This window comes from Streptosporangium nanhuense (assembly GCF_059358815.1).
Genome location: NZ_JCADBG010000023.1, coordinates 99,584 through 124,785, shown reverse-complemented (window position 1 = coordinate 124,785; position 25,202 = coordinate 99,584). Strand labels below are relative to the sequence as shown.

Annotated in this window: 15 protein-coding genes, 1 pseudogene and 2 riboswitches; of the genes and pseudogenes, 10 read left to right on the top strand and 6 right to left on the bottom strand. The window is 67.0% G+C overall.

Annotated features, from left to right (window positions below):
- Nucleotides 1-206 precede the first annotated feature (206 nt).
- Nucleotides 207-3,392, bottom strand: coding sequence for an AfsR/SARP family transcriptional regulator (locus AC5L38_RS34825; protein ID WP_495247056.1), 3,186 nt, complete (start codon nt 3,390-3,392; stop codon nt 207-209).
- Nucleotides 3,393-4,024: 632 nt separating this feature from the next.
- Between AC5L38_RS34825 and AC5L38_RS34820 the strand changes: the two genes are divergently transcribed.
- Both AC5L38_RS34820 and AC5L38_RS34815 read left to right on the top strand, forming a co-directional pair.
- Nucleotides 4,025-4,432 (top strand): RipA family octameric membrane protein, encoded by a 408-nt coding sequence (locus AC5L38_RS34820; protein ID WP_495247055.1) that lies wholly within the window; start codon nt 4,025-4,027, stop codon nt 4,430-4,432.
- Nucleotides 4,433-4,610: 178 nt separating this feature from the next.
- Nucleotides 4,611-4,991, top strand: a complete 381-nt coding sequence (locus tag AC5L38_RS34815; RefSeq protein ID WP_495247054.1) for a hypothetical protein — start codon at nt 4,611-4,613, stop codon at nt 4,989-4,991.
- A 297-nt stretch (nt 4,992-5,288) separates the two neighbouring features.
- Here the strand turns inward: AC5L38_RS34815 and AC5L38_RS34810 are convergent, their stop codons facing one another.
- Together AC5L38_RS34810 and AC5L38_RS34805 are read right to left on the bottom strand one after the other, a co-directional pair.
- On the bottom strand, nt 5,289-6,311 hold the full coding sequence (locus AC5L38_RS34810; RefSeq protein ID WP_495247052.1) for a M48 family metallopeptidase: 1,023 nt from the start codon (nt 6,309-6,311) through the stop codon (nt 5,289-5,291).
- A 405-nt stretch (nt 6,312-6,716) separates the two neighbouring features.
- A complete protein-coding gene (locus AC5L38_RS34805; protein ID WP_495247051.1) occupies nt 6,717-8,624 on the bottom strand; it encodes a hypothetical protein in 1,908 nt (635 codons plus the stop codon).
- Between the two features lie 905 nt (nt 8,625-9,529).
- Nucleotides 9,530-9,742, top strand: a riboswitch (cobalamin riboswitch).
- 107 nt (nt 9,743-9,849) lie between these two features.
- Here AC5L38_RS34805 and AC5L38_RS34800 point away from each other — a divergent pair.
- Both AC5L38_RS34800 and AC5L38_RS34795 read left to right on the top strand, forming a co-directional pair.
- Entirely contained in the window at nt 9,850-10,200 is a 351-nt protein-coding gene (locus AC5L38_RS34800) for a hypothetical protein (RefSeq protein ID WP_495247050.1), read from the top strand.
- 352 nt (nt 10,201-10,552) lie between these two features.
- The gene (locus AC5L38_RS34795) at nt 10,553-12,676 is read left to right on the top strand and encodes a KAP family P-loop NTPase fold protein (protein ID WP_495247049.1); all 2,124 of its coding nucleotides are present in this window, start codon (nt 10,553-10,555) and stop codon (nt 12,674-12,676) included.
- A gap of 640 nt (nt 12,677-13,316) precedes the next feature.
- Here AC5L38_RS34795 and AC5L38_RS34790 read toward each other — a convergent pair.
- Both AC5L38_RS34790 and AC5L38_RS34785 read right to left on the bottom strand, forming a co-directional pair.
- Nucleotides 13,317-13,526, bottom strand: a complete 210-nt coding sequence (locus AC5L38_RS34790) for a hypothetical protein (RefSeq protein ID WP_495247048.1) — start codon at nt 13,524-13,526, stop codon at nt 13,317-13,319.
- A gap of 2 nt (nt 13,527-13,528) precedes the next feature.
- On the bottom strand, nt 13,529-13,906 hold the full coding sequence (locus tag AC5L38_RS34785) for a hypothetical protein (RefSeq protein WP_495247047.1): 378 nt from the start codon (nt 13,904-13,906) through the stop codon (nt 13,529-13,531).
- A 218-nt stretch (nt 13,907-14,124) separates the two neighbouring features.
- Here AC5L38_RS34785 and AC5L38_RS34780 point away from each other — a divergent pair, with 218 nt between their 5' ends.
- The gene (locus AC5L38_RS34780) at nt 14,125-15,441 is read left to right on the top strand and encodes an NsdA family TPR-like regulatory protein (RefSeq protein ID WP_495247046.1); all 1,317 of its coding nucleotides are present in this window, start codon (nt 14,125-14,127) and stop codon (nt 15,439-15,441) included.
- Here the strand turns inward: AC5L38_RS34780 and cutA are convergent.
- Complete coding sequence (cutA, locus tag AC5L38_RS34775; protein WP_495247091.1) at nt 15,380-15,646, bottom strand: divalent-cation tolerance protein CutA; 267 nt, start codon at nt 15,644-15,646, stop codon at nt 15,380-15,382. The two genes, AC5L38_RS34780 and cutA, sit on opposite strands and share 62 nt — an antisense overlap.
- A gap of 294 nt (nt 15,647-15,940) precedes the next feature.
- A riboswitch (cobalamin riboswitch) is annotated at nt 15,941-16,153 on the top strand.
- Nucleotides 16,154-16,260: 107 nt separating this feature from the next.
- On the opposite strand from cutA, the gene metE reads away from it, so the two are divergent.
- The 5 genes and pseudogenes from metE to AC5L38_RS34750 all read left to right on the top strand — a co-directional run bounded on the left by metE (nt 16,261) and on the right by AC5L38_RS34750 (nt 25,144).
- On the top strand, nt 16,261-18,486 hold the full coding sequence (metE, locus tag AC5L38_RS34770) for a 5-methyltetrahydropteroyltriglutamate--homocysteine S-methyltransferase (protein ID WP_495247045.1): 2,226 nt from the start codon (nt 16,261-16,263) through the stop codon (nt 18,484-18,486).
- Nucleotides 18,487-18,872: 386 nt separating this feature from the next.
- Complete coding sequence (locus AC5L38_RS34765) at nt 18,873-19,670, top strand: SAM-dependent methyltransferase (RefSeq protein WP_495247044.1); 798 nt, start codon at nt 18,873-18,875, stop codon at nt 19,668-19,670.
- A gap of 107 nt (nt 19,671-19,777) precedes the next feature.
- A pseudogene (locus AC5L38_RS34760) lies at nt 19,778-19,933 on the top strand (IS5-like element ISDge16 family transposase); the annotation flags it as partial.
- A gap of 114 nt (nt 19,934-20,047) precedes the next feature.
- Nucleotides 20,048-20,554, top strand: coding sequence for a lytic polysaccharide monooxygenase auxiliary activity family 9 protein (locus tag AC5L38_RS34755; protein ID WP_495247043.1), 507 nt, complete (start codon nt 20,048-20,050; stop codon nt 20,552-20,554).
- A gap of 639 nt (nt 20,555-21,193) precedes the next feature.
- Nucleotides 21,194-25,144 (top strand): NB-ARC domain-containing protein, encoded by a 3,951-nt coding sequence (locus AC5L38_RS34750; protein WP_495247042.1) that lies wholly within the window; start codon nt 21,194-21,196, stop codon nt 25,142-25,144.
- Nucleotides 25,145-25,202: the final 58 nt, after the last annotated feature.

Sequence of the window (25,202 nt, the reverse complement as noted above, 5' to 3'; positions counted from 1 at the left end):
CGGTACTTCCGGCCGGCTCGATCAGGGGCCCGCCCGCGGCCGGTGTCGAGCCGGTCGTCCAGAGCGTGACGACCGGCTCCTCCGGCTCGGCCCTCCGGAGCACCTGGTATCGGGCCCGGCACCGCGCCGGTGACCTTCGGGCATGACCGCCGGCCGTCTGACGGCGGTCGTCCACGGCGAGGTGTCGCCGAGAGCCCGGCCGTCCCTCACGTGAGCCGGGAATCCAATGTCCTCACGCCGTCCTCGTGCGAGATCCCGTGGAACAGTTCACGGGCCTCCTCCCAGACGGCCCTGGCCGTGCGGTGGTCGCCGGCGGCGCCGTGGGCGTCGCCGAGGGCGCGGAGCGTCCGCGCCAGGTAGGGGATCGAGCCGCGGGTCCGCCACACCTGGACCGAGCGTTCGAGGGTGGCGATGGCGGCGGGCAGGTCTCCTTCGGCCAGGTTCAACTGCCCGAGAACGCTGAGCGCGTCGGCGAGATAATGGCCGAAGTTGCCGTCCTCGCTGTGGGAGAGCGTCAGTTCGGCGGTCGCCCTGGCCCGCTCGTCCCCGACCGCGGCGAACAGCTTCGAGAGGTAGAGCAGCGAGAACGTCTCCAGATAGCGGTAGTGCAACCGCCGTGCCATTTCCAAGGAGCTCTCCAGCAGCTCCTGGCCGCCCGTGATGTCACCGCAGAACGATTTCGCCGCGCCGAGGAACTGGGTGATCGTCGTGGTGTAGTGGGCGTTGCCGAGCGCCTCGGCGACCTTCGTCGCCTGCTCCAGGACCGTGAGCGCCCCTTGAGGGTCGTCCTCGCCGTGGATGATCGCCATCACGTGGTAGGCCCGCGCCTGGCCGCCGAGGTAGTCCGCGTCGGCGGCCGTCCGCAGAGCGCGCTCCGCCAGGGCGAGCGCCTGTGCACCACCGTTCCCGTCGGCCGTCATGCTCCAGGCCAGGGTCGCCAGGGCGTCGGCCGTTCCGACCGGATCCCCCAGCGTGGTGAACAGGTCGAGGAGCTGCGAAGCGCCGGCCCGCATCCGTGTCATCGCCGGTCCGGGGCCCGCCGGCGAGCTCCAGGTGGTGACCTCCAGGAGGCCGCGCATCAGCACGGCCTCGCCGCGCTTGTCGCCGGTCTCACGGCAGAGGGCGAGCGCCTGCTCGTGCATGCGCTGCCAGCCGTCGTACAGGCCGCGCACGTTGAGGTACGTCTCGGTGGACCCCGCGAGGTCCCATGCGAGCTGGGTCAGGCGCGCCTCGCACGCTTGGGCGACCCCCGCCATCAGCGCGGCGTGCTCCGCGCCGAACCAGGCCATCGGGTCGGCCAGCAGCGGGCCGGAAACCGCCGCGGGCAGCCGCCGGCGCGGCGCGGAGCTGTGCATGAGCGCGTAGCAGGGGCCCTGGACGTGCTCCGCCGCGACCTCCGCCAGCGCCAGCCACGCACCCAGGGCCCGTCCGAGCGCGGCCCGGCGCTCGGACTCGGAATCCTCGCGTTGCGCCCGCTCACGCGCGTACAACCGGATCAGGTCGTGGAACCGGTACCTGAGCCCGCCCGTCTCGTCCGTCCCGGTGAGGTTCAGCAGATGAGCGTCGATCAGGGTCTCGATCTCGTGTTCCGCCTGCCGTACCGGCACGTCCAGGAGGGCCGCCACCGCCCAGGGGGCGAAATCGGGCGCGTCGAGCAGTCCGGCCAGCCGGAAGGCCCGCTGCGCACCGGCGGGAAGCGTCCGGTAGCTCATCTCGAATCCCGCGCGGATGTCGAGGTCGCCCGCCACGAGTTCGTCCAGCCGGTGCCGTTCCTCCCCGAGGACGCCGGCGAGGTGGGACAGGCTCCACTGCCTTCTGCCGAGGAGCCTGGCCGCCGAGATGCGGACCGCCAGCGGGACCCGGCCGCACAGCCGGGTGATCTCCAAAGCCGCGTCCGGGTCGTCCTGGACGCGTTCGTCGCCGACGATCCTTCTCAACAGGTCCATGGCCTGGGCCGGTGGCAGGACGTCGAGTTCCAGCAGGCTCGCGCCCTCGAGACCGACCAGCCGGACACGTCCGGTGAGGAGCACGGCCGTGCCGGGGGCCCCGGGCAGGAGCGGCCGCACCTGCTCCTCTCCGGCGACATTGTCGAGCAGGACGAGAATTCTGCGTCCGGCCAGGCAGCTCCGGTAGAACGCCGCGCGTTCCTCCAGGGATTCGGGTATGCCGGTGGCGCTGATGCCCAGTGCGAACAGGAACCGGCTGAGCACGTCCTCCGGGCGGGCCGGGTCGGCGGAGGCGCCGCGCAGGTCCGCGTAGAGCTGGCCGCCGGGAAAGCGATCCGCGATCCGGTGCGCGACGTGCACGGCGAGCGTGGTCTTGCCCAGGCCCCCCAGGCCCGCGATGCTGGCCATGGCGACGGTGCCCGGCCGCGGCTTGGTGAGGACCTCGGTGAGGTCCGCCACCTCGCCGTCCCTGCCCGTGAAATCCGCGATGTCCGGCGGCAACTCGGCGGGGGTGGGGGCCGCCTGAGGTTCGGGCGCCGGGGCCGGGGCATGGACGGGACGGCCGGCGGACAGGGCACGCGTGTGCTCGCCCGGCTCGATGCCCGGTTCGTCCGGCAGGCGCGCGGCGGTGTCACGGTAGGCCGGCCTGTACGGGCCCGGCCCCACAGGTGAGCCCGTGATCGTCGCCACGACGCGAGGAGCGAGGTCGAGTGAGGGGTCCTGAGTGAGGATTCTCTGGTGCATGTCGTGCAGCTCTTCGGCCGGATCCAGGCCGGTCTCCTCGATCAGGGTGCTGCGGGTACGCGCGTATTCGGCGAGCGCGTCCGCCCGCCGGCCACAGCGGTACAGCGCCAGCATCAGCTGCGCGCGAAGCCGCTCCCGCAGGGGGTACTCGCCGGTGAGCGCGGTCAGCTCGCCCAGCAGCCCGGCGTGGCGTCCCAACCTCAGGTCCACGGCGATCCGCGACTGCAGGACCGACAGGCGGACCTCGTCCAGCCGCGCGGCCTCCGCGGCCAGCATCGGGACATCGGTCATGCCGGCGAACGCGGGCCCGCGCCAGAGACTCAGCGCCTCGTGCAGGCGGTGGGTCGCCTCCTCCGGCTCACCGGCGGCCTCCACCGCCTGCCCTGAGCCGGCCAGGTTCTCGAACCGCGCCGCGTCCAGCTCGTCCCGGACCACCGGCACCAGATAGCCGGAACCGTGCCGCACGACGCGAGCCGGGTCGCCCAGGTGTCGCCGGAGCCGGTGGACATAGGTCTGCATGTTCTTGGTGGCGCTCTTCGGAGGGGTCTCCCCCCACAGTGCCGCAGCCAGTTGATCTTCCGAGACAGGATTGCCCGCCTGGCACAGCAGAACCGCCAGCAGCACCCGCGCCTTGGGCGTGCCGAGATCGAGCTGCTCACCCTCTCGCCACACCGTCAGCGGACCTAATATCCCAAATCTCATCGTGCCCCCTTGACTGGACGCACTGTAAACCTGGACAGCCCGTTCCGGTGATCCACCGGGTGACGAAACGATTGCGAACTCTTCCCGCCCGGACCGAATTCCACGACATGGCCGACCGGCCGCCGAACCGTATCGCGGCCCCGTTCCACCAGGTCCGCCACGCGGGCGGCCCGAGCGGAGCGGGAGGAGCACCGGGGGATGCGGCTCTCGATACGGCCGGTTCCCGTCGGGGACACCACGCTGGCGATCGTCCCGACCGAAGAGCCCGGCCTCACAACCCGGCCGACCCTGGCCGCTTTCCTTGATACGGCTGTCGTGCTGGACACCAGTTGGCTGATGAGCCCTGATCGTCCCGCCGGCCACCAACTCGGAAAAGTCCGGCGGACCAGCTCCTTCATTTCACGCCCGGCTGTCCAGGTGGAGCAACCAGCAGGCGAGGAAGGTCGCCAGGAGCATATGCACGCGAAGCCGAGCTTTACCTTCCGTCACTGGCCTGCCGCCCCTCTGGGGCTGGTCGACAGCGAACGGGAAGATCAGCGCTGTGGTCAAGCATGTAGCTCGGAAAGGTGGCTTGATCGACTGGAACTAAGCCGAGTAATGAGGAGTTGAACCGAGCAGGAGAGGACAGACAGGTGAATGACGAATTAGAAGAACAGGGCGAGAGTCGCGACCTTCTTTGGTCTCATGCGTTGCATGAAGACAATATGTTTCTTCAGATGGGCAACTTCTTTCTGGTAACCCATTCCATGCTGGTCGTCGGATACTCGCTCCTCTCGTCGGGTGCGCAGCCTGAGACCACCGCGGCGACGCTCGTCGCCATGTTCGGGCTGGTCCTTGCTGCTGCATGGACCTATGTAGCGATCACACAGCATCGGTACATACTCTTCCTGGCGATGAGTGCACGCGAAACGATTCCTTACTATCGCCGTGTTCGAGACACTCGGCCCAAACAAGCGCTCTCCAAGCTTTGGATCATGTCCAGGGTCGTCCCCATCAGTTCGCTCATAATGTGGATCCTGCTTCTGCTTGTAGCGCTCTGAGCGCGGACCTGGTGGGCGCCGAAGGGAAGCAGGCCAGTACGTATGAGCATCACCTCGGGTCTACGAACATTCGGCCTGTCTGGCAGTGCGAGATCGGCTCAGCCGTACAGCAACGCCGCCTCACACGACCGAACGCCACTGACCCGCGACTGCCTCGTACTTGTATATCGTGCGCGTTATGACTGCTGGTCGGTATCCGCGCCTGGTGGACGTGTTTCCCGACCTTGTCGCTGATATCGTCGCTCTGCTACATGCCGAGGACGAGGACGATCCTCTGGCGGACACAGTCGAAACTCTGCTGTTCCATGGCGTGTGCACCTGTAGCGCTACCTGCACCAACCTCTTGACCGCTCCGCCGGGTTCGGCGGGATCCTGGGTGGTGCGATTGGAGCGTAATGGTGAGGACGTCATCTGGCTGAACTTGGATCCGAGCGCGACGACCATCACCGACATCGAGGTCCTCGACGGGCGTGACCTTGGCCCCGCGAGCTGCCGGCCTACGCTCACCGCCACCATCGGGTGTCCCCAACCTGTCGTAACCGGTTCAACGCGTCGTTGACCAAACGACCGAGGTTGCCCAGTTCGTACGCATCCGGTGACGTTTGTTGTCCTCCCAAGCGCTGACATTCGCCCCAAGGTTGCCCGGCCTCCCGGCGGCGATGATGATCAGCCCGAGCGCGGCCCCATGGCCACCGTGGCTTCGCGCCAGCCCTGCGGCCCCTTCGCTGTCAGTTCTGCCGGGTGTCGCTCCATCCACGATCGGAGCGGAGGCTGGTCGGGCCGGCCCACCGCGTTGTCGGCGAACAGTCCCGGGCTGATCGCGTGACGGCGGTCGGCGGATTCCCATCCGTAAGGCTCACCGATAGCGGGCGGACTGGGCGTCCTCTCTCAGACGCCGCGCCACGCGTCCGGCCGCCTTGTCGAGTTCTGCCTCGATCTGCTCCGAGCTTGCGGCGGACACCCTCGGTTCCAGGTACGGCAGTGCCAGCACACGTTGCATGCGCAGGTACGTCGGCGGATGAGTCGTGTCGACCCCTGTCTTCTCGACGCGGGCGAACTCGCGGTGTCGTTCGAGCTCGGTTTCGGCAACGGCGTCCACATGGGACCGGAGAGCCGTCCACAGGTTCCCGGTTCCGACGGCCACCGCGCTGGATGTGAGGAAGCCGCCGACCGACTGCGTCCGGGTGATCAAGACGTCCAGAAGCGAGGCAGCGGCCGTGGAGCCGGCCACCTGGGCCTGCATCTCGTCGGCACGGTATTCGGCGTGCTGGGAGGAGCGGTTCAGCAGGAGTTCCAGCAGGAAGATCAAGACGCGGACGGGAACGCCCAGGATCGCGAGCAGGCACTGGGTGACGAGAGCGGACAGGCCGTCACCGGGTTGCCACCCGAAGCCGGTGACGACGCGGAGCTCGTGGAGCGAGTACAGGGCACCGCCGACGACGAGGCCGTGTCTGGCGTCGCCGTTCCTGGAGTGGGCCATCTCGTGAGCCAGGAGGGCGACGCGTTCCTGCGGGGTGAGGATCAGCCAGAGCGGGTAGCCGATCTCCACCAGACGGCTGCGTCGCCGGCCGTAGGTACGGAACGAGGCGTTGACCGCACCGCTGATGGCGATCAGGTCCGCTCGGGGGGCCCGCAGTTCCTCGCCGATGCGGTCGACGAGGGCGTACAGGTGGGGAGCGTCCGAGCGGGTGAGGGGTATGGCCGAGGCGGGGAAGGGGGCAGGGCGGGGACGCAGCAGCCAGGCGAGGTCCAGGACCACGAGGCCGAACAGGATGCCGGCCACCGTCAGACGGGTGACCAGGTACACGCCGATGACCAGGAAGACCGGTGCCAGAAGGTGGACGACCGAGGCGAGGACGTAGCCGCCGGTCCGGGACACGCGACCGGCCGCTCGGCGCGACCGGACGGGAACCGGCGGAAAGGGCGGGAGGGGCCGCGGAGGCTCCCGGAACGCGCTCGGTGTTTCGGTCGGTAGGTCGGTGGACACGCCGAACAAAATGTCAGACCCAGAGAACGGCGGCAAGACGCCGAGGGCGGTCGGTCATGCGGCCAGGCCGGGATCACCTCCCCGAATCCCGAATCCCGAATCCGGTGCGGATGACTGGAACGCTTCCATGCGAAGTCGGGAGGGAGCGTCGTCCGCGTCCGTGGGCCGGGCAGGTTCCCTCTGATCGAAGACTCGAAACGAAGGATCGCGTGAATTCGGAGCGCGGGCCGCGCCCCCGGGTGCGGTCTGAGGTCCCAGGGGCGCGGCCGCGTCAGTTCGACCGCGAGCTTCCCGTGCCTACTTCTTCGGCACGTACAGCCGGATGTTGTCGATGCGGGCCTGGCCCTCACCGACGTTCGTGTACGGCTCACCGATGACGAAGTAGTCGGGGTAGGCCGAGCCGGCCGGCCACTGGTTGTCCCACGTCTTGGAGCCGAACGCGCCCTGCGCGGTGTGCGACGTGTTGAACTGGCCGTTGTACTCCTCGGCGTCCACGTTGTAGTGGAAGATCGGGACGTTCGCCCCGATCACGCCGGCGTCGTCGTCGATGAAGCCCCGGGTGAACCGGTAGGTCTGCTTGCCGACGTTCTTGAAGACGCCGCTCACCTCGAGCGTGTAACCCGCCTCGGTGCGCTCGATGGCGAACGCGTAGTCCTTGTGGGGCATCAGCTCGGGCTGCAGCTCCACGGCCGACTTCTGCACGCCGGAAACCGGCCGACGGTCGCAGCTCGTCACGAACGTCTGCGACTGACCGAGCGAACCCGTGAAGTAGAGCATGTTCACCGTGGTGCGGTTGCTCTGGTCCCAGGGGTACTTCTCACCGGTCAGCGAGTTGCAGACGTCGTAGCCGTTCGTGTTCCGGGACGGGGCCGGGCTGAACTGGTCCATGAGCACCTTGCGGTGCCAGTGGTACATCGCCAGGTTCCGGGGCATCGCCGGGAAGTCCAGGATCGACATGAAGTGGAACGCGTTGTACGCCTCGTTGCTGTCCTCCCGCACGGAGCGGGTGGCGCAGGGGTCGGCCGGGTCGATGTCGTTCGGGTCGCCGACCCAGGGGTAGAACGTCTTGCACTCCCCGAGGCTGTACCCGTTGTACTTGCCGTCGTAGAACAGCGAGCCGTTACGCAAGCCGCCGAAGTCGAGCGTCTTGAGGTCGTACTCGATGCGGTAGTACTTCGGCAGCGGCTCGGTGTTGCGGATGATCGCGCCACCCGTGTAGTGAGGCACGGCGATCTTGGCGACGGCGCCTGCGGTCTCCAGCTTCTCCGTCTTGATCGACGGACGTTCGGCGGTGTCGGTGTAGCTGTCGTCGACCCGCCCGCCGCTCTCACGCGTGGAGAGGGACGCCGTGAGCCAGCCGTCCTTGCCGAACTCGGTCTCCTGCCGGTAGGTCCGCATGGTCGCCATCGCCGCGTCGAACTTCGGACCGAGCTGAAGGCGGTAGAGGTCGCCGTTGTCGTCGTTGAAGTCGTCGACCGGCTCGCTGTAGTCGTCGAGCACCCACGGGCTCGCCTCGGTGCGGATCTTCTTGTCGAACGGCTCGTCGTACTTGAGCCGCCAGCGGATGGGGGTGGGTTCCGGCTCGGGATCGGCGGCCGCGCACGGCGGGGTGACGCCGTCGTCTTCCTGGATGATCGTCAACTTCACGCTGTGGAAGGTCACCCCGGTCGTGCCCGCCTCGACGCGGAAGTCGGCGCCGCCGTTCTCGCGGTTGGCGAACCGGGCGTCCATCAGCTCGAAGCCCGCCGTCTTCCACGTGTTCGACCCGGTGCGGTTCACCGAACCCGTCCCGGCGTACGCGCTGCTGGTCGAGTCGTACTGGACGCGGAACGTGGCCCCGCCCTCGTCGAAGTACTCGACCTGCAGGCACGCGACGAAGGCGCCGTCGAAGGCGACCGCGTCGTCGACCTGGAAGTACATGTGCTGCGCCGGTGCCGAGGTCTGCACGGTCTTGCGTGCGCTCCGCCCGCCGACCGTCACGGGTGCGGTCGCGCCGTCACCCTCCTCGATCTGGCGGAGACCGTTCTCCTCGTTGACCTCGCCCAAGATGATCGAGGCGTTGGGCCCGTCCGCGGCGGCCGACGTCGCGGCGGCCGACGTCGCGCTGGTCGGCGTCGCGGCGAGGAGCAGAGACGCCCCCAGGGTGACCATGCTCAGGGCCGCCACGGCCGAGCGACGTCTGCGATTGCGAGTTGTTGCTCTCATTGCGCTTCCTTCTTCGTTGAGCAAGGCGTCCGTTCGTGCCGCTCCGGGCCTCGGGGCCGCGCGCGAGGCGCGTCCCCCGTCACGGGTGCCGATGTGCGCTGGTTCGGTTCACTCGGACGCCACCGTCTACAGCAGCTCGAACGCCTTGGTCGTACTCGACGACTTCCTCGTCGTCGCCATTTCTGTCGTCACCATTCGAATAACTCGAATCCTCTTCGATTTGGTACCTGATCACAGCCTTGATAAATGCGAGACATCTTGTCAAGGGTTTCGATTCATGGACTTTCCTGGCTGATCGGCGGATTCCTCATCGGGAATTCGAGTATGTCGAATCGACGGTTCATCCCGACACCGGCGTGGGCCGTCGACGGTCGCGGCCACGATGATGGAGCGCGGCAACCGGTCACGCCGCTTACCGCAAGGGGAGACAGACCCTCGGCCGCACGTCGAGTGCGAGCCCGGTCACCGACAGGCGGCGTTCGAAGGACGTCAGGCGCATGCTTGCCCGTGTGGACTTGGCCACCGGCCGCGTTGTCAATGGCCAATCGATAAGTGAATCAGAACGACTTGAGGAGGGCCTTGCATTAATTGTGGAAGGTCTCCGGATCCCTATAGGGCGGGATTTCCTCGATCTCGTCCGCGTGGCAACAATGCTCCTCCGCAACCTCCATCAGCAGAACCCTGCGGAGGTCGCGAAGACGTGGCGCAAGGCGACCTCAACTGAACCGCCGGGGTGGATGACGCAGTGAGTAGGTGGCCACTTCCGGCGTAGCGCCGCTCGGACAGGGGAATGCGGTCTCTTCGGCAGGATTGGGCAGGCCGAGGAGACTGCCTGTGTTGCCGGCTTGCCATTGGCGGGATCCCCTGACCGCCCGGCCGGTCTGCTGGAGGGGGCGTGTCTGGCATATGCTCGTGGCGCGGTTGGTTCTCCCGGCGCCGTTGCGGTGCCGGGAGTCGTAAGAGGGAACCCGGTGTGATTCCGGGGCTGCCCCGCAGCGGTGAGTGGGAACGAACGCCGTCATTGGCACTGGGTGTGTGCGCATCTGGGAAGCGACGGTCAGTAGGGGTTGTGTGTGGTGCCCGCGAGTCCGAAGACCTGCCAGTCGCCCGTGCGCCGTCCGGTGTGCGGTGATCCGTGGCCTCGTGGGAGGGCCTGGGATGCGTCTTTCGCATGTCCTCGCTCGCGGCCGTGGGTCGGCATGGCATGAGCCGAGGGAAGGACGCCATGAGCAAGGTCACCACGACTGTTTTGGGTTACCCCCGTATCGGGGATCGTCGCGAGTTGAAGCGGGCGACGGAGGATTACTGGGCTGGGCGGGTCGATGCCGCCGGTCTTCAGGGGACGGCCGCGGGGTTGCGGCAAGGGGTGTGGCGGGAGCTGTCGGGGGCGGGGCTGGATGCGGTGCCGTCCAACACGTTCTCGCTGTATGACCAGGTGCTGGATGCGATCGCGCTGGTGGGCGCGGTGCCTGAGCGGTTTTCCGGGGCGGCGGATCCGTACTTCGCGATGGCCCGGGGTGCCGAGGGGGTGGCGCCGCTGGAGATGACCAAGTGGTTCGACACCAACTACCACTAGTTCAACCGCAAAGGCAACTATTCGCGGGAGAGCGCTCGGCGTAGTGACTCATTGAGGTGATCAATACTCTGAGCTGCTAGGACGTCTGGGCAACCGGCCCTGTAGGTCCCTGAGTTACATGATCGAGACGCGTTGGCGGGTCGATCCGCGAGGATTTTCATTACTTGGTCAAGGCAGTCCGCCTGCGGCGGCCTGCGCGCGTCGGGCGGTCGCTGGCCGCGCTGCGGCTCTTCGGCCGGTCGCGGCCAGCGCCGCCCACGCACCAAAGACCACTAGGACGAGTCGGTCGAAGCTCATCACGAAGTACGGTAGGCCGACCAACGTACGGGCCCCAGCCAGCGAGGTGGACGTTATGAGCGAGCCGATTCTCACCCCCAATGGACGATCCGCCCTCTTTGCAGGGGATGATCCGATTCTCAACGTCGAGGATGACCTGCTGAACCGGTCGCTCTTAGCGACTGCAATAGCTGACGAAGTGCAAGCCATGAACGTTGAACGCGGCGCGGTGGTGGCAATCACGGGGAAATGGGGAACAGGCAAGACATCGCTACTGAACCTAACTGCCAACATCCTGCGCGAACAAGAAGCGGTGCAAGTCGTTGAGTTCAATCCATGGTTTTTCTCGGGAACCGACTACTTGATCCGTTTCTTCTTTGATGAAATGGCTCGGCAGCTGAGCGGCGGAAGAAGCCGAAAGAAGCGGCTTAAAGATGCCACTGCCAGTATTGCCGAGAAGTTCAACAAATACTCCGCCTCTCTCTCGCCTCTAAAATTCATACCCGGAGCAGCAGCAATCATCGATGTTGCTCAAAAAACATCGGAGGGAGTATCTCAGGCTCTCAATACAAGCATCCACGAGCAAAGAATTGAGATTTCTGATGCTTTGAGTCAGCTGGACGGAAGGATCATTGTTCTTATCGATGACATTGATCGGCTCACGCGCCAGGAGATACGCGATCTATTCAGGCTTGTTCGACTCAATGGCTCTTTTCCTAACGTAGTTTACCTTCTATGTTTTGATAGAAAGGTGGTAGAAAACGCCCTCGGCGAAGAAGGTCTCGACGGTGCAGCTTACCTAGAGAAGATCGTAAAGACCTCAGTAGAAGTACCGCTGGCCGCAGATGAAGCTTTGGCGTCGGTTCTCAGGATTGGGATGTTAGAGGTTCTCGCCGACATCGCGATGCCCAGTCTCGGTGAGGACCGCTTTCCTGATGTGTTCTGGCAAGTCGTCAGGCCACTTTTTAACACAGTGAGAGATGTGAAGAGGTTCTTGTCATCTCTCCCTCTCACTGTTCGATCTGCGGGCGATGAAGTTTCTCTTTCGGATCTCATAGCACTGGAAGCTATCCGTGTAATGCGACCGACTGCGCACGATCTTATAGCTCAAAATGTTGGCGCACTGACGAATGTCTCTAACTGGCAAACTGGTACACGCAACCAGGATACGTTCACGGCAGACGCTGAGAAAGTGTCTGCTATACAGAAAGAGCTACCCTACGATGTAGGTCGAGCCCTCATTAGGTACATCTTCCCTGCCGCTCAGCTTTACACGGAAAACTTGTGGCACGGAAATGACTCGTTACAGGAGTGGCGACGTGACCGGCGAGTAGCCCACTCAACTGTCCTGAAGTATTACCTTCACCGAGAGCTACCATCCGGCATTTCGCCGAGCAAGCATGTCGACTCGATTGTTTACGCTGCTGGAAATGAACATGAGTTTGCGAGTGCCCTCTCCGTGATTCCAGATCGTTATTTGGAGGATGCGCTCGACCGTTTCCTTGCCCATGTTGATGAGATCAATGACAACAACATTCCGACAGTCGTAATCGCTCTCCTGGGATTGTTTCCCCGCTTCAGTGAAGAGTCGGCCAAGATGCTGGATTACGGTAGGGACTACACGGTTCTTCGGCCGGTGAAGAAGCTAATGCAACGTGTTGCCTCAGATGATGTTGACGTGATAGCGCGGACGATATATGAAGCGACGCAAAGCCCATACGCTCGCCTGATGTTCCTGTCTATTGTAGGAAAACAAAGGGAATCTGCAGGTCAAATGATCAGTCCAGAAATGGAAAAAGTACTGCGAGTTGATATTCGTGAGTACATCAAGTCTGCTCCGGCAGAAACTCTGCACTCAGAGAGGGAATTGCTTCGCACGGTCGTGCAGTCCGTTGATTGTGATGCGGAATCGGGTGAACCTGCTATCGAGTCCGCTATGACTCCAGCAGTGACTGCTCGCCTTCTCGAAACCGCCCTTTCCCCGAGTCGGACTAATTCGCTGGGGAGCGTTGTCATTAATTTCGAAGACCAACTTGCTTGGGGCGCGCTAACTTCCGTTTTTGGCGGCGAGGGCCAGCTAGCCATAGCGGTTGAGCAGCTAAAGGAGTATATCGCGGGCCAAGACGTGAGCCCGCGACTGCAAAGAGCCATTGCGGCTTTTGAGATGTATGCAACAGGCTGGAGGCCCGCAGACCTGTGACGTTTGGGAGTGAGCGTCCAGTTAGGCCGTAACGATCGCGCACTTCGCCTGTCGCCGACTACGGCTGGGGCAGCATCGGCGCCCTCCTTCGTTCCCTATGTGACCAGCCGTAGTGAACTTCAGCGGTTTTTCACGAACCGTCTTATAGGCGTTCGTACTGACGCGCGCCGACCTTGATCACACCTTGGTTGTTTCGGGATGAAGAAGTTGTAGGTTCATCTGCATCATCAGGGCGTCAGCGCTTCGCGCCGCAGTCCGGCGCGGCGCGCCCATCCGCGCCGGACGGACATCGGGGCCGGGCATGCGGCCTGGAGGCCGGTCCCATCCCGCGCCCGCCCGGCGCGGATGGCCGGACCCCGCCGCCCGCCGCACCAGCCCGCCCGCCGTACCGAACACCGCGCCGACCGTGAACGCACTGCCGCCCGCTCCGACCACCGGCCCAACCGCTACGCGGCCCCTACGGGGTCCTTCGGATTGCGCCGGCTGCTCCGCTCATGTTCATCAGGAACACTCGAATAGTGGGAGTAACACCTCTGCCGCCCCGCTTCCGATGCGCGGGCCTGGCGGCCCTGTGCTTCGGGTCGGGTTGCCACCGGATGACATGGTCACCAACAGCGGGAGTGACCTACCCGAGCCGCCATCAGGTGTCCCTGGCCTGTCGTAGCCGGTCCAACGCGTCATTGACCAGGCGACCGAGGTTGCCCAGTTCGTACGCCATCCGGTGACGTTCGTTGTCCTCCCACGCTCTGATGGCCGCCCCGAGGTTGCCCGACTTCCCGGCAGTGATGATGATCTCTTGGCCGTTGACGCGCTTGATGGCCGCGTCGCCCAGGATGACCCAGCCGTACACGGTCACATCCCACGAGCGGCCAGGATCAGGTCAACCACCTTTTCCGGCTGTTCCTGCCTGACGGTTTGAAGATCGGCGCCGTTACGGATGGACACCAGGTAGCAGCCTGAGCGTGGACCCATGGTCACCGTGGCTACGCGCCAGCCTTGCGGACCCTTCACGGTCAGCTCCGGCGGGTGTCGCTCCATCCACGATCGGAGCGGAGGCTGGTCGGGCCAGGCGGCCTCACTGTTGGCGAACAGCCCCAGGCTGATCGTGTGATGGCGGTGAGCACGGATTCCCCGCTCGGTGAGAAGCCGCTGAACCACGGCCAGCGCCTTGTCTTGGCTCTCCACCGTCGCCTCGTCAACGACAGGCGGGACGGCTCTACAGTTGTCCATGGGTCGCACCTCTCTGTGCGATCAAGGAACCCGTACGGCGTGACCGCGCCTGCGGGTTCCGCTTTTTCACGGTCCTCCCATGACAGCGCCCCACCAGCACGCGGAGATAGGGCGGGACAGGGGAGACCAGGGGAGAGAAGAGGAGTAACAGGCTCAGCAGAAGGGGAATAGGGGAGACTGAGGGAGAGACGCAGACCCCTATCTCCAGAGGTAACGCGATGCGCGACGTTCCAGCTTGGGCGCGACGGCTACGCGCCGAACGGCGTAACCGGCTGTGGACTCAGCGGGAAATGGCCCGAGCGTTGACCGAACTGGCCGACGAACGCACGCGTAGCCGTATGCCGGGACGGGATTCCGTCACCCGCATGATCAAAGACTGGGAAGCGGGCAGGCATAAGCCGAGGGATCCATACCGACTGCTTTACTGCCGCGCTTTCGACCTGGACGAGAATGAACTGTTCAGCGCGGAAAGCACGTCACGCACTGAGCCGGAGGATGATGTGCTACGCAGGGAATTTCTCGGTGCCTCCGTGGCGACTGTGGGCATTGCCGCTATTCCAGTACCGTTTGAGGGTCTTCCTCAGGGGCGACGCGTCAATGATGAGCTTGTCGTTTCGCTTCGCAAGCGCATTGCGCGGCTGCGTCGAATCGACGATTACCTAGGTGGCGCCGAAACCTATCCTCTCTATGCTGCCGAGCTTGAGAGAACGAGCACACTCGTCAACGAGGCCAGTTATACGGAGAAGACGGGAAGAGCGCTTCTAAGCGTGGTCAGCGAGCAAGCACAACAGGCGGGATGGGCTGCCTTCGACGCAGGATGGGCCAAGAGGGCGAGGCAGCTTTTCAAGAAAAGCCTGTCGGCCGCCACCGATGCCGGAGACACCGCTCTTCTTGCCAACTCGCTGGCGTTCCTGGCTTATCAGAAAGTGAGTTACGGCTCTCCGGGGATTCAGGAAGCGGATGCTTCGTGCCGGGTGGCGGAGCGAGGGACTCCCTCTGCGGTCAGGGCACTCCTGCTGGAGCGGGCGGCATGGGCGTACGCGTCTGAAGGGCAGAGATACCAGGTTGAGGTCGAAAGAGCCCTCGAAGAAGCCGGTAGGGCACTTGAGGAGAGCAGTGGCGAGCCAAATCCAGATTGGGCGCTCTGGGTTGACCGGCTCGAACTTCAGATCATGACGGGACGGTGCTGGGTCGCGCTGAATCAACCCGTTAAGGGTATTGCCGTTCTTGAGGATGCCCTCTCGAAGTACGAGGACACCCACGCCCGAGACAAGTCCCTCTATATGACCTGGCTTTCAGAAGCGTATCTAGACGCCGGGGAGATCGAACGCGCATCTGCCGCGCTGAGTCAGTCACTGAGCCTTTCCGTGGATGTCGCGTCAATTCGTCCACGCCAGCGCGCCAGTGCCGTTCTTGAGCGACTTGAGAATCATAGGTCGCTGCCATCTGTCGCCGAACTATTCGACCGTATGGCTATGCCGTCGTCTTTCTCAGCCATTCCAAGTACGGAGCCGATCCACCGTCAATCGATGTGAAGGTCACTTCAGGGTTGTTCCACGGATGCTCGGATATCAAATGTGACTCCAAGTCCGAGTAGCGATCCGCGGTCGTCCTCAGGAAGATCTGCCACTCTTCCCCTTCGCCTATTTTCCCCTCATGCCAGAAAACAGACTGTGCAGGCCCGAAGACTTGACCCGATGCTGCCAATTTCGCACGGATGGCAGATCTGAGAAGATTCATCGCCGCATCACGGCTGTCCACTGTGGTCGAAACCTGAAGGTAGCCAGTCATGTGGCCAAGCCTAGATCACTTCCCTGTATCCGGTACAGAAGAGTGAAGATGGCTTCCGGGCGGCTGGAACGCAGTCTTATGAAGTCACTCCATTTCACGATGAGCCCGTTCCTTGGCGACCTTGCGAGCAGTAGCGATGTGTTGCCGAGCAGACTCGGTCCAGAAGGGGGCGCCGCGTCGGTGGCCGCTTCCTGCATAGCGCCACTTGGACAGGGGGAGCATGGTCTCCTCGGCAGGGCGGGTTATGCTCGTGGCGCGGTTGGTTCTCCCGGCGCCGTTGCGGTGCCGGGAGTCGTAAGAGGGAACCCGGTGTGATTCCGGGGCTGCCCCGCAGCGGTGAGTGGGAACGAACGCCGTCATTGGCACTGGGTGTGTGCGCATCTGGGAAGCGACGGTCAGTAGGGGTTGTGTGTGGTGCCCGCGAGTCCGAAGACCTGCCAGTCGCCCGTGCGCCGTCCGGTGTGCGGTGATCCGTGGCCTCGTGGGAGGGCCTGGGATGCGTCTTTCGCATGTCCTCGCTCGCGGCCGTGGGTCGGCATGGCATGAGCCGAGGGAAGGACGCCATGAGCAAGGTCACCACGACTGTTTTGGGTTACCCCCGTATCGGGGATCGTCGCGAGTTGAAGCGGGCGACGGAGGATTACTGGGCTGGGCGGGTCGATGCCGCCGGTCTTCAGGGGACGGCCGCGGGGTTGCGGCAAGGGGTGTGGCGGGAGCTGTCGGGGGCGGGGCTGGATGCGGTGCCGTCCAACACGTTCTCGCTGTATGACCAGGTGCTGGATGCGATCGCGCTGGTGGGCGCGGTGCCTGAGCGGTTTTCCGGGGCGGCGGATCCGTACTTCGCGATGGCCCGGGGTGCCGAGGGGGTGGCGCCGCTGGAGATGACCAAGTGGTTCGACACCAACTACCACTACCTGGTCCCGGAGCTGGGCCCCGAGACCCGGTTCCGGCTCGACTGGAGCAAGCCGCTGGCCGAGCACGCCGAGGCGCGGCGGCTGGGCGTCGAGACCCGGCCGGTGCTGGTCGGGCCGCTGTCGTTCCTGTTGTTGGCCAAGTCCACCGAGCCCGGCTTCGCGCCGCTGCGGCTGCTGGACGGCCTGCTGGAGACCTACGCCGAGCTGCTGGAACGGATGGCCGCGGCGGGGGTGGCCGAGGTGCAGCTGGACGAGCCGGTGCTCGCCGCCGACCGTACAAAGGAGGAGCTGGCCGCGTTGCGCCGGGCCTACGTGCGGCTGGGTGAACTGAGCAGCCGCCCCCGGCTGCTGGTGGCGACCTACTTCGGCGAGATCGGGCCCGCGCTGGAGATCCTGGCCCGCGGCCCGGTCGAGGCCGTCGGCCTGGACTTCGTCTCGGCGCCCGGCAACCTGGAGGCGCTGGCCGCCGTCGGCGGGCTGCCCGGCAAGACCCTCGTCGCCGGGGTCGTCGACGGCCGCAACGTCTGGCGTACCGACACCGCGAAGGCGCTGGCGACCTGCGCGGCGCTGCTCGGGCTGAGCGACCGGCTGGTGGTGAGCACCTCCTGCTCGCTGCTGCACGTCCCGCTCGACCTGGACGCCGAGACCTCGCTGGACCCGCGGCTGCGCGGGCGGCTCGCCTTCGCCAGGCAGAAGGTCGCCGAGGTCGTACGGATCGGCAGGGCGCTGAACGGCGAGGAGGTCATCGCGGGGGAGAGCGCCGCGGAGCGGTTCCTCAACCCCCGGGTGCGGGCCAGGCTGGACGCCCTGGGCGAGGGCACCTCGCGCGCCCCGCACGCCGAGCGGCTCGCCGTGCAGAACGCCGACCTGGGCCTGCCGCCGCTGGCCACCACCACCATCGGGTCCTTCCCGCAGACCGGCGAGGTGCGCCAGGCCCGCGCCGCCATGCGCTCGGGCGAGATCGACAGGGCCGGGTACGAGCGCAGGATGGAGGCCGAGATCGACCGCGTCATCGCGCTGCAGGAGGACATCGGCCTGGACGTGCTGGTGCACGGCGAGCCCGAGCGTAACGACATGGTCCAGTACTTCGCGGAGATGCTGGAGGGCTACGCCGCCACCGAGCACGGCTGGGTGCAGTCGTACGGCAGCCGCTACGTCCGCCCGCCGATCCTGTTCGGCGACGTCTCGCGTCCCGAGCCGATGACGGTGCGCTGGGCCTCCTACGCGCAGTCGCGGACGAAGAAGCCGGTCAAGGGCATGCTGACCGGCCCGGTGACGATGCTGGCCTGGTCCTTCGTCCGCGACGACCAGCCGCTGGGCGAGACCGCCAGGCAGGTGGCGCTCGCCCTGCGCGACGAGACCCGCGACCTGGAGGCGGCGGGCATCAGGATCATCCAGGTCGACGAGCCCGCGCTGCGCGAGCTGCTGCCGCTGCGGCGAGCCGACCGCGAGGCCTACCTGGAGTGGGCGGTCGCCGCGTTCCGGCTCGCCACCAGCGGGGTCGCCGACAGCACGCAGATCCACACCCACATGTGCTACTCGGAGTTCGGGGAGATCATCGGTGCGATCGGCGACCTGGACGCCGACGTGACCAGCGTCGAGGCGGCCCGCTCCCGGATGGAACTCCTGGACGACCTGCGCGCCTTCGGCTACGCGCGCGGCATCGGGCCCGGCGTGTGGGACATCCACTCGCCCAGGGTGCCCTCGGCCGGTGAGATCGAGACCGCCCTGCGCACGGCCGCGGCCTCGGTGGATCCGGCCCTGCTCTGGGTCAACCCCGACTGCGGCCTGAAGACCCGCGGCTACCCGGAGACGGAGGCCAGCCTCAGGAACATGGTCGAGGCGGCCCTGCGTGTCCGGGCGGAAGCGGTCTAGAAGCTGTTCAGAGTTCGGATCATGTGGTTGAGGTGAGGAGCCTCAGCCACATGACCGAGCCTCGGGGACAGGGGCCGGTCTCGTGGCCTGCCGGGGTTCTGTCGTAGCGGGTGGCCGGCCCCAGCCAGGGCTTGATCTTCTGGAAACGGTGTTCTGGAAACGGTGTTCGGCGGTGTCGCGCCGCCGGTAGCGCTCCGGCCCGCTGAACTTTTCATCTTCCGGTCTTCTTCCGGTTGGCCCGCCGATCGGTCCTCTCCGGGGTGACCGCGGCGATCCGGGGCGACTCCTGGTGAGCGCGCAGACCTCGCTCGGGCGGCCGAGGGGCGATGTCCGGCCCTTGCGGGAAAATCGCCGGCGAAGGAGCTTGATTCACTAGCCTTTCGCCCATGGACATACCGGGCGTGGACTTGAGCGTGCCGAGTGCGGCGCGCATATACGACTACTTGCTGGGCGGTAAGGACCACTTCGCCGCGGATCGCGAGGCCGCCGACGTGGTGCTCCGGGCCGTGCCGAACGCGCGCGAGAACGCCAGGGCCAACCGTGCCTTCCTGGGCCGGGCCGTGCGCGTCCTCGTCGACGCGGGCGTCCGCCAGTTCCTCGACATCGGCGCCGGGTTGCCGACGCAGGAGAACGTTCATCAGGTGGCCCAGCGCGTGGCGCCGAACTCACGGGTGGTCTACGTCGACAACGATCCCGTGGTGCTCGTCCATGCCCGCGCGCTGCTCGCCGACAACCCCGGCACGAGGGTCGTCCCGGCCGACATCCGCGACCCGGCAGCCCTCCTCCAGGACTCCACGGTCCAGGACTACCTGGACTTCACCCAGCCGGTGGGGGTGTTGCTGCTGGCCGTCCTGCACTTCATTCCCGATGACAAGGAGGCGGCCAGCATCGTCGCCGAGCTCCGTCGCCTCCTGGTGTCCGGCAGCCACGTGGTCATTTCCCACGGCCACCCCGGCGAGCTGACCGGAGACCTGGCGAGGAAGGGCCACGAGCTGTACGGCCACACCCGTCAGGGAGGCGCCGTCGGCCGCACCCGCGCGGACATGGCCGCGTGGCTGGAGGGCCTGGAACTCCTGGCTCCGGGCATCGTCCCCGTTCAGGGCTGGCGTCCCGAGGACGACTTCGACCCCATCCCCGACCCCGCGAAGCCCGGCGTCTTCGGCATGGTCGCCAGAGTTCCGTAGGGGCACGCCCCCTCGAGAGACGTCCGCCGGGTCCCGATGGGGACCGGTTCCAGGTTCGCGAAACGGCCGGGCGAGCACATCCAGCTGCCGGGCGAGCACACCCAGCTGCAGGCCGCCCGCGCACCCGCCCTGCCGCGGTGGCCGCCGACAGGGCCTGCTCCTCTCGCGGCAACCGCGTCCACCTGCTCCGACGCCACGTCGAGGCCGTCATCCCCGAAAAGGGCGACCGGGCGGCCGACCGTGGGAAACGTCGCTCCCGAGGCTCGGCCGAAGAGGCCGTCACGCCTGACCGGCTCCCGAATCTTTCATGACTCGAATGTTTACTGTTAGGAAACTTTCTTTTATATTCGAGTCACCCCCCAGCGAAGGAGCAGGACATGCGCAGAACGGTCACCTTCCTCGCGATGGCGATCATCGCCGTCGCCTCGACCGTGTTCGTCGCGTCACCCGCCAACGCGCACGGCTACATCTCGTCGCCGCCGAGCCGTCAGGCCATGTGCGCCCAGGGCCGGGTCACCGGCTGCGGCGACATCATCTACGAGCCCCAGAGCGTGGAAGGTCCCAAGGGCCTGAAGAACTGCCACGGCAACGTCGGCCGGTTCTCGCAGCTCAGCAACGAGAGCAAGGGGTGGCCGGCGACGAGTGTGGGCAACTCGGTCACCTTCAACTGGGTGCTCACCGCCCGCCACGCCACCAGCACGTGGGAGTACTTCATCGGCAACACCCGCATCGCGGTGTTCAACGACGGCGGCAGGCAGCCCGGCGCCACCGTCTCGCACAACGTGAACCTGGGTGGCAGGACCGGTCGCCTGAAGGTCCTCGCCGTCTGGAACATCGCCGACACCGCCAACGCCTTCTACTCTTGCGTCGACCTGCAGCGCTGATCGGAGATCCGGCAGATCCGGCAGATCCGGCAGATCCGGCAGGTCTGGCAGGTCTGGCAGGTCCGGTAGGTCCGGCCGTTCGGATCTGATCGCTCAGGTCTGGTCGATCGAGTCTGATCGCCTCGGCCCGGCCGTTCCCGCCCGGTCGTTCCTGTCCGATCGGGTGGCTCCGGTCCGGTCGAGACGATCCGAACCGCTTCCGCGCCCTCCGTGGCCCGACGGCCTCACGTGCCGTCCCCGGCCCGGTGGGCGCGGGGGCGGTTTCGTCGTTCCCCCGCCTTCCTCTCGCGGCCGGGCTCCGGGGCGGTCCGGGCGGTCCGGGCGGTCACCAAGGGCGACCGTGGCGTCACGGAAAAGGATCTCCCTTGAATGAGGGCTGGAATGGCGGGGGCGACGCCGTGGACATAGCAGCTCAAAGTGTGCAACACGGCTTTTCGCATGCGCTTTAATTGCCAAAACATCGGTGATTCAACTCGGGGGCAATGGGGAACAGATATCGTGCGTCCAGGGTCCCGGCGCCCGTCGGGGCAGGGGTCGGCACTGTAGGGGTGGGCGGTGGCTCGTCGCACAAAAAGAATCGCCGATGTCGCCACGGTGATTCTGGTGGTTTTCGGAATTCTGGTCGGACTTCCGGTGCGAATGGTCGAGGAATATCTCCCGGACACGGTCGTCGAGCGCAGGATCGAATGGGTGGCGATTTTCGGATTAACCGCTTTCCTTGTCGTCCTGCTGACCTGGCTGACGCCGAAACTGAGGGAGTCGCGCACGCGCGGCGGGCTCTTCCTGGTGCCGCACAGGCAGCCGGGATGGGTCGAGAGAACCGAGCTGGACGACGTGATCTCCACCCTGACGATGAGGGGCTCGGGCACCGTCGGGCTGACCACCGGTCTCGCCGGGGCGGGCGGGTTCGGCAAGACCTCCCTGGCCCTGGAGGCGTGTCACAGCGACGAGGTGAGGAAACGGTTCGGCGGCGGCGTCCTATGGGTCACCGTGGGCCGCGACCGCGCCGGTGCCGACATCGCGGCGCTCGCCAACGACGTCACCGAGGCCGTGCTGGGCGTCCGGCCGGAGTTCTCCAGCCCCGAGCAGGCCGGTCACCGGATGGCCGAGGCGCTGGCGGAGCGGGGCCGCGTGCTGCTGGTGGTCGACGACGTGTGGAGCCTCAAGCAGCTGCGCCCCTTTTTGTCGGCGGCCGCGAGGTCCCGGGTGCTGGTGACGACCAGGCTGCCCCGGGCACTGCCCCCGAAGGCGATCGCGATGATCGTCGACGAGATGGCGCCGCGGGTGGCCGTCCAGGTGCTGAGCCGGGGGCTGCCGCCGATGAACCCCGGGGTCGTCAGCGACCTGGTGGGCCTGACGGGGAGATGGCCGCTGCTGCTGTCCCTCGTCAACGCGCGGCTGCGCGACGAGCACGCCACGGGCACGAACGCCGACGTCGCCGCGCGCCGGGCGGTCGAGCGGCTCGGCCGGACCGTGCCGGCCGTCCTGGACGTCACCGCCGCCTCCCAGCGGGAGACCGCTGTGCTCGCCGTCGTCGAGCACAGCCTCGAGGCCCTCGGCGCGTTCGACCGCGCCCGCTTCCTGGAGCTGGGCGTCTTCCCCGAGGACGTCGAGATACCGGCCGCCGTCGTCGAGCTTCTCTGGCGCGGCACCGCGGGGCTCACCTCCAAGCAGGCCGAACGGCTCTGCGGGAGGCTCCAGGACCTCTCGCTGATCAGCAGGCGGCACGCCAGGGGAGCGGCGCCGTCGATCACGATCCACGACGTCGTCCGCTCCGCCGTCCGCTCGGAGGGCGGCCTGGGCAAGGAGCGCGTCGAGGCCGCCAACCGCGACCTCCTCGACGAGGCCAGGAACCTGATACCCGACGACGACCTCACGGCGGACGCAGAATGGTGGCGGCTGCCCCTGACCGTTCCCTACCTCTGGGACCACCTGCTGTTCCACCTCTCCGAGGCGAGGAGATACCGGGAGCTGGAGTCGCTCCTGCACGACGTGCGCTGGTTCGTCGCCCGCGTACGCGCGTTCGGGGTGGCCGCGGCGGAGTCGGATCTGGCGCTGTCGACCTCCCGCTCGGTCGCCGGGGTCCGCCGGTTGATCGCCCGCAGCGCCCACCTGCTCACCCCCTTCGAGTCGGAGGCGGTCTCCACGGCGAACCTGCTGGCCCGCCTCTACGCGTTCCCGCCGATGCGGGCGTCTGTCGAGCGCTACAGCCAGGAGAACGAGACCACCTTCCTGCGGGCCCGCTGGCCGCTGCCCGAGGACGGCGGCACCTGCCTCCTGCGAACCCTGACCTCGGCGACGAGACGGCTCAACGAGGTGTCGGTCACACCGGACGGCTCGCGGTTCGTCGTGCACGCCCGCCACGGCGGCGCGCAGGTCTGGAAGACCGACGGCACCACCCGGACGACGCTGGCCACCCACGGCAGGCCGGTTCACGAGGTCGTCGTCGCGCCGGACGGCTCGTGGCTGGTGACCCGTTCCGGGAGCAGGAGGGTGCAGATATGGGGGATCGGCGGCACCGAGCGGGCCGTCCTGCGGAACGGGATGGGAAGGCTCGCCGCGATGGCGGTCGCACCGGACGGCTCGTGGCTGGCCACCCTTTCCGCGCGGGGGAAGGGCCGCCTCTGGAACGCCGACGGGAGCAGGCGCGCCGTCCTGCGGAACGGGACGGGAGGGCTCGCCGGGATGACGGTCGCACCGGACGGTTCGTGGCTGGCCACCCGCTCCACGAGGGGAAGGGTCGCCCTGTGGAGCCCCGGCGGGAAGAGACGCCTGATCCTCAGGAGCCGGGTCAGGGTGAGGATCAAGTCGCGAAGCCTGAAGGACGTCCTGAGGATGCGCGGCTGGAGCCAGGAGAACGAGAAGGTCTCCGGCAGGGAGAGGCCGATCGGCATGGTCTCCGAGCTGGCCGTCTCCCCGGACGCCTCGTGGCTGGCGACCCTCTCCGGAGACGGGAGCGTGCGGCTGTGGGGGACCGACGGCGTCGAGCGGGCCGTCCTGACCGGGCACGCCGGGACGGGGTCGGGCATGCGCGTCTCTCCCGACGGCTCGTGGCTGGCCACCTGGGCGCCCACTGGTCCCGTACGGCTGTGGGAGGCCGACGGCAGGCAGCGGGCCGTCCTGACGGGCGACGCGGGGGCGGTCCGCCAGGTGGTGATCGCGCCGGACGGCAGCTGGCTGGCGACGCTTTCCGGTGATCGGAGTGTGCGGTTGTGGGAGGCCGACGGTGCCGAGCGGGCGGCTCTGACGGGTCACGCCGGCACGGTCCGCCAGGTGGTGATCGCGCCGGACGGCAGCTGGCTGGCGACGCTTTCCGGTGATCGGAGTGTGCGGTTGTGGGAGGCCGACGGTGCCGAGCGGGCGGCTCTGACGGGTCACGCCGGCACGGTCCGCCAGGTGGTGATCGCACCCGACAGCACCTGGCTGGCCGCCTGCTCCGACGAGGGGACGATCCGGATCTGGCAGTCGGAGCGCGCCGCCAGGCAGAGCCGCAGGGGCCGGACCGGGACGGTGCGCCAGGTGACGATCTCCCCCGAGGGGAGCTGGATCGCCACGCACTCCGGTGACGGGTCGGTGAGACTCTGGAACGAGGACAGGATAGAGGGGGCCACCCTCAGCGTCCCCCTGGAGAACGGTCACCGCGGCACGGTCTCGCCGGACAAGACGTGGATGGCCGTGTGGTCCGCCGACCACGTCGTCCGGATACGCGGCGCCGGTGGCCGCAGGCGGGCCATCCCCACGGGGCACGCGGGACGCCTGCGCGGGGTGGCGATCGCCCCCGACAGCACCTGGCTGGCCACCTGGTCGGCCGACCGGACCGTACGGCTGTGGGGCGCGGGCGGCAGCAGGAGGGCGGTGCTGAACGGTCACACCGGGCCGGTGCGCGAGGTCGTGATCGCCCCCGACAGCGGCTGGCTGGCCACCTGCTCGGAAGACGGCACCGCCCGCGTGTGGTGGGCCGACGGCACCGAGCGCGCCGTCCTGGTCGCGAACGTCAGGGCGACGGCACACCTCCTCATCTCCCCGGACGGCGCCTGGCTCGCCACCCTGTCCATCTACGGGAGGATCCAGCTCTGGAGACCGGACGGCCGCAGGTACGCCACCCTGAGAGGCAGGGTGGAGGCCATCGGTGAGATCACCGTGGCACCGAACGGCAGGTGGTTCGCCATCTTCTCCGCCAACGGGACGGCCGGTCTGTGGGGGGCCGACGGCAGGGCGCGGGCCTCGCTCAAGGGGTGCCCGGGACCGGCCCGGGGGGTGACGATCGCCCCTGACGGCACCTGGCTGGCCGCCTGCTTCGACGACGGCGGCGCCCGTGTCTGGTCGGCGGGTGGCAGGGAACGGGCGAGGCTGTCCGGCGGCGCGGGAAGGATCCGCGGCGTGGCCATCTCCCCGGACAGCAACCTGCTCGCCACGTGCTCCGACGACGGCACCATCCGGGTGTGGGACAGGTACGGCGAGCCGTTCGCCGCCGGGGCCAGGGTCGAGGCGGGCCTCACCTGCCTGGCCTGGTTCCCCAGCGGCTTCGCCCTGGCCGCGGGCGGTGACCAGGGCCTGTACGGGTTCGACCTCTATCCTCCGCCCGAGTAGCGGCCTGCCGTCCTCCCGCCTGGACGGCCGCCCTCCGCCCCTGGACGCCCGCGCCTGT

What these genes read in the sequence shown, in the direction of transcription:
- AC5L38_RS34785 (WP_495247047.1), bottom strand. Translation starts at nt 13,906, where the DNA reads ATGGACAACTGTAGAGCCGTCCCGCCTGTCGTTGACGAGGCGACGGTG.
- AC5L38_RS34800 (WP_495247050.1), top strand. Translation starts at nt 9,850, where the DNA reads ATGAGCAAGGTCACCACGACTGTTTTGGGTTACCCCCGTATCGGGGAT.
- AC5L38_RS34755 (WP_495247043.1), top strand. Translation starts at nt 20,048, where the DNA reads ATGCGCAGAACGGTCACCTTCCTCGCGATGGCGATCATCGCCGTCGCC.
- AC5L38_RS34805 (WP_495247051.1), bottom strand. Translation starts at nt 8,624, where the DNA reads ATGAGAGCAACAACTCGCAATCGCAGACGTCGCTCGGCCGTGGCGGCC.
- AC5L38_RS34825 (WP_495247056.1), bottom strand. Translation starts at nt 3,392, where the DNA reads ATGAGATTTGGGATATTAGGTCCGCTGACGGTGTGGCGAGAGGGTGAG.
- AC5L38_RS34795 (WP_495247049.1), top strand. Translation starts at nt 10,553, where the DNA reads ATGAGCGAGCCGATTCTCACCCCCAATGGACGATCCGCCCTCTTTGCA.
- AC5L38_RS34780 (WP_495247046.1), top strand. Translation starts at nt 14,125, where the DNA reads ATGCGCGACGTTCCAGCTTGGGCGCGACGGCTACGCGCCGAACGGCGT.
- cutA (WP_495247091.1), bottom strand. Translation starts at nt 15,646, where the DNA reads ATGAATCTTCTCAGATCTGCCATCCGTGCGAAATTGGCAGCATCGGGT.
- metE (WP_495247045.1), top strand. Translation starts at nt 16,261, where the DNA reads ATGAGCAAGGTCACCACGACTGTTTTGGGTTACCCCCGTATCGGGGAT.
- AC5L38_RS34750 (WP_495247042.1), top strand. Translation starts at nt 21,194, where the DNA reads ATGGTCGAGGAATATCTCCCGGACACGGTCGTCGAGCGCAGGATCGAA.
- AC5L38_RS34815 (WP_495247054.1), top strand. Translation starts at nt 4,611, where the DNA reads ATGACTGCTGGTCGGTATCCGCGCCTGGTGGACGTGTTTCCCGACCTT.
- AC5L38_RS34765 (WP_495247044.1), top strand. Translation starts at nt 18,873, where the DNA reads ATGGACATACCGGGCGTGGACTTGAGCGTGCCGAGTGCGGCGCGCATA.